The organism is Streptomyces sp. NPDC044061 (genome assembly GCF_056434305.1).
On the sequence record NZ_JBWKFL010000071.1, the window covers coordinates 1 to 3,999 of the forward strand.

Sequence of the window (3,999 nt, forward strand, 5' to 3'; positions counted from 1 at the left end):
CCTTCTGCGCCACTTCGTTCGCCCATTATGTGAGTATGTTGCGCACGCCTTCCCGCTTGATGCCAGTCCGTCCCTCGACTATCCCCCCCCCCCCCCCCCCCCCCCCCCTCTCTCCCCCCCCCCCCCTCCCCCCCCCCCCCCCCCCCCGCGGCCGGCTCCGCGGTCCTGCTCATGGCTGGCGGCCCGCCGGACCGGCCGCCCGTCAGGGCAGTCGCCGAGGCGCTGGCCGACTGTGGGATCCCGCTCGCGACCCTGCGCGAGCTGCCCTCGGAGGAGCAGCTTCCCGGCGAGGGGATCCGCTACCGTGCCGAGACCACCGCCGGCGCGCGGCTGACGGTGCGGGCCGTCGCCGCCGAGGACCGGGGCCGCGGCCTGTTCCACCGGCTCGCCCGCCGCACGCTGCTGCGTCACCCGGACGACCCTGGCGCCCAGACGCCGCTCACCGCCGTCGAGCACGAACTGCTCATGCTGGTGTTCGCCGCCCGCACCGGCGCCCGGGTCGACGAACCCGTGATCGCCTACCCGGTGGACGGAGGGGGCGCGCTCCTGGTGACCGTAGGGCAGGACGCCCGACCGGTGTCCGCGCATGCGGCCGAGGACCTGACCGACCAGCTGCTCGGCCAGGTGTGGCAGTCCGTCGCCCGCCTGCAGGAGCACCGCCTCGCACACCGCGCGCTACGCACCCAGCACGTCCTCGTCGAACCGGACGGCACGCCCCGGCTCACCGCCTTCGCCTGGGCCCGGCTCAACGCCCCGCCCGAGGTGCTCGGGAGCGACATCGCCGAACTGCTGGCCACGACCGCCGTACGCGTCGGCCCGCGCCGTGCCACTGCCGGTGCGCTGGCGGGGCTCGGCCCCGACGTGCTGGCGAGCGCGTTGCCGTATCTGCAGCCGCTCGCGCTGATCGGCCCGGCGCGGCGCGAGGTCGCGCGCCACGACCAGGAGCGCGCCCGGGCCGCCGGGGAGGGCGTCCGGCGGCGGGCGCGACGCCCCGGCGGCCGCCCCACCCTGATGCACGACCTCGCCACCGAGGTCCGTACGGCGTGTGAGGTGCCGTCCGTGCCGCCGGCCCGCATGGCACGGTTCACCTGGAAGAGCGTCCTGGGCCTGCTCGGCGGGTTCCTGGTGCTGCACCTGGTGCTCCCGCAGTTCGCCAACGCCCCGGCCGCCCTCCGCGCTCTGGGCGACGCGAACTGGTGGTGGCTGCTTGCCGTCGTGCCCGTCACCTTCGTCTCGCAGGCGCTCTCGACCTGTCTGCAACTGGGCACGATCCCCGACCGGCTGCCGTTCGGCCCCACCTACCAGGTGCAGTTCGCCAGTTCGTTCCTGAACCGGATCACCCCCAACAACGTCGGCGGTATGGCGCTGAACCTGCGCTATCTGCAGAAGACGGGCATCGAGACCGGCGCGGCCACGGCCTCCGTCGGGCTGCAGAGCCTGGCCGGAGCCCTCGCCAACGCCGTGGTTGCCGCGGTGTTCTTCGCCTGGGCCGGAGGGCACCACGCCGGAGTGCATCTGGACGTGCCCGTCGGCCGGTACGCGTTGCCCGCCATCGCGCTCACGCTCGCCGCCGGAGGGCTGATCGGCCTCACCCCGCCCGGCCGGCGCTTTCTGCACGAGAAGGTGTGGCCGTTCCTGAGCTCGGCTGGATCGACCGTCAAGGGCATCGCCACCGACCCCCTGAAGATCGCCCTCGGCAGCGTGGGTGCGCTCGGCCTGCCCCTCGTGCAGGTCGTGGGTCTCGCCCTGAGCGTCCACGCGCTCGGCGGCGACCTCCCGTTCATCCAGGTCGGTGCCGCCTACATGGCGGCCCGTCTGCTGGCCAACGCGGCTCCCGTCCCCGGCGGCCTGGGCGCGCTCGAAGCCGGACTCATCGCCGGTCTGACCGCGCTCGGTGTGCCGGCCGCGCCCACCACCTCCGCCGTCCTGGTCTACCGGCTGCTCACGTTCTGGCTCAACGTTCCGCTGGGCGCGCTGGCCCTCGGCTTCGTCCAGCGTCGTGGGTACGTGTGACGCCGGCTCACATCCAGGGGTCGGGACCGGGATCGCCGCCCGCCGCCACGACGGCGAGCCGGCCGGTGTAGTGCGTCCAGCCCTCCTCGTGCGCGGCACATGCCTCGGGGGAGGGCAGGTCCCGGTGGACGAGCCGCAGCAGGGTGCCCTCGGGCACCGGCTCCAGGGTGATCTCGACCGTCGAGGAGCCGGGCGGCACGGGCATCTCGCCGGTGGCCCAGCCCCAGGTGAAGACGACTCGCCTGGGCGGGTCGATCTCGACGAAGCGGCCCTCGGCGACGTTCTCGCCGTTGACCAGCGTTCGGTAGGCGCCGCCGGGCTCGAAGCTGAACTCGCCGTCCTTGCCCATCCAGGACAGCCACTTGTCCCGGTCGGTGAAGAAGGAGAACACCGTCTCGGGGCGTGCCGCGATGTGCCGTTCCACGGTGACCGCGTCATTGCTCACGAGTCCGTCCCTTCGGCGCGCTCCGCCCGTTCCGCCGCCTCCGCCAGTTCGGCGAGCGTGTCCAGCTTCGTGGCCCACATGGACTGCAGATAGGCGGCCAGCGGACCGAGGGCCTCGCGGTCGGCCCGGTAGAAGCGCTTCTTGCCGTCCTGGCGCAGCGTAACCAGGCCGGACTCCCTGAGCACCTTGAGGTGCTGGGAGACCGCCCCGAAGGTGACGTCGAACCGCTCCGCGATCTCGCCGGCGGACAGCTCCGCGTCCCACACCAGCCGCAGGATCTCGCGCCGCCGGGGCTCGGCGACCGCTCGTACCGCATCCATGCGGGTCATTTTAGTCGCCACTTGAATTTGCCAGAACCGGTGAGTCATTTTAGTGTGGACTAAAACGAGCATGGACCCCAGGGAGAGACCCATGAGCACCCAGCACAGCGCGTTCCAGCCCGCCATCCGGGAGTGCGCCGACGCCGTCGCCGCGATCGCCTCCGGCATCCGGGAGGAACAGCTTCAGGACCGCACACCGTGCGAGAAGTTCACCGTCGCCGAACTCGTCGACCACCTCGGCTCGACCCTGCAGTCCGCGGCGCGGGCCGCCCGCAAGGAGACACAGCCCGGTGTCGGCGCCGTCGCGGCCGTCTCACCGCGGGCGCTGGCCGACTCCGCGGGGCTCGCCGCGGCGGCCTGGTCCGACCCCGCGGCCTACGAGGGGACGACGGAGTTCGGCCCGGGTGAGCTGCCGGCCACCGTCGCCGCCTCGATCACGTTGCAGGAACTCGCTCTGCACGGCTGGGACCTGGCACGCGCCACCGGTCAGCCGTTCGGCGTCGGCGACGAGACCGGGCGGATCGCGCTCGGCGTCGTCGAGCAGATCGCCGAGCAGGTCCGGGGCAACGGCGGATACGGTCCGGCCGTGCCGGTACCGGGCGACGCCCCGGCCTTCCAGCGGGCGCTCGGCGCCAGCGGACGGAATCCTGGGTGGAACGGCTGACCACCCGGAGGGCGGAGCCCCGCAAGGAGGTCGAGAGAGTGGTATGGCGCTCGACGAGACGGCGGAACGCGTCATCGCGCCGCCGCCCGAGCGGGTGGCCGCGTACGCCGTGGACTGGCGCCACGACCCGGAGCGGACCCAGGGAATCCGCACTGCGGAGCTGACCAGGGAGGCGGCCGCGGGCGGCTTCGGCGTCGGTGCCGAGGTGACCCGCACCGCCCACTTCCTCGGCCGGCACATCGGCCGTTAGCGGGCGCCGCCCCCGTACGGATCGACTCCGGCTTCTCGGTGGGGACGGGTGAACGGCCAGGGTCTACGGCGGGACCGCTCCCGTGGGGAGGCGGCGCCGCGACGGCGCGAGGCGGGGACGCCTCCGAACCGACGGCACCGACACAGGGGTTTGTTCGCGCGGGAGGGGAAAGCGACTCGCGGCTGAGTGCGGTGAAGCCGGCGCGACTCGGACCCGGGGGGGGGGGGGGGGGGGGGGGGGGGGGAGGGGGGGGTGGGGGGGGGGGGGAGGGGGGTGGGGGGGGGGGGGGGGGGGGGGGGGGAGGAAA

The 3,999-nt window shown here is 73.8% G+C and carries 4 protein-coding genes and 1 pseudogene; 3 read left to right on the top strand and 2 right to left on the bottom strand.

What is annotated here, in order from left to right:
• Positions 1 to 171: 171 nt before the first annotated feature.
• Positions 172 to 2,013 (top strand): flippase-like domain-containing protein, encoded by a 1,842-nt coding sequence (locus tag AC07CM_RS46670; protein WP_478882656.1) that lies wholly within the window; start codon positions 172 to 174, stop codon positions 2,011 to 2,013.
• Positions 2,014 to 2,020: 7 nt separating this feature from the next.
• On the opposite strand, the gene AC07CM_RS46675 is transcribed toward AC07CM_RS46670, so the two are convergent.
• Positions 2,021 to 2,458 carry an SRPBCC family protein gene (locus AC07CM_RS46675; protein WP_478882657.1) on the bottom strand — a complete coding sequence of 146 codons (438 nt, stop codon included), beginning with the start codon at positions 2,456 to 2,458 and terminating at the stop codon, positions 2,021 to 2,023.
• A complete protein-coding gene (locus AC07CM_RS46680; RefSeq protein WP_478882658.1) occupies positions 2,455 to 2,778 on the bottom strand; it encodes an ArsR/SmtB family transcription factor in 324 nt (107 codons plus the stop codon). Before AC07CM_RS46680 ends, AC07CM_RS46675 begins: the two co-directional genes overlap by 4 nt.
• Before the next feature lie 91 nt (positions 2,779 to 2,869).
• Between AC07CM_RS46680 and AC07CM_RS46685 the strand changes: the two genes are divergently transcribed.
• Entirely contained in the window at positions 2,870 to 3,442 is a 573-nt protein-coding gene (locus AC07CM_RS46685) for a TIGR03086 family metal-binding protein (RefSeq protein ID WP_478882659.1), read from the top strand.
• Positions 3,443 to 3,485: 43 nt separating this feature from the next.
• Positions 3,486 to 3,683: pseudogene (locus AC07CM_RS46690) on the top strand (SRPBCC family protein); the annotation flags it as partial.
• Between the last annotated feature and the right edge of the window lie 316 nt (positions 3,684 to 3,999).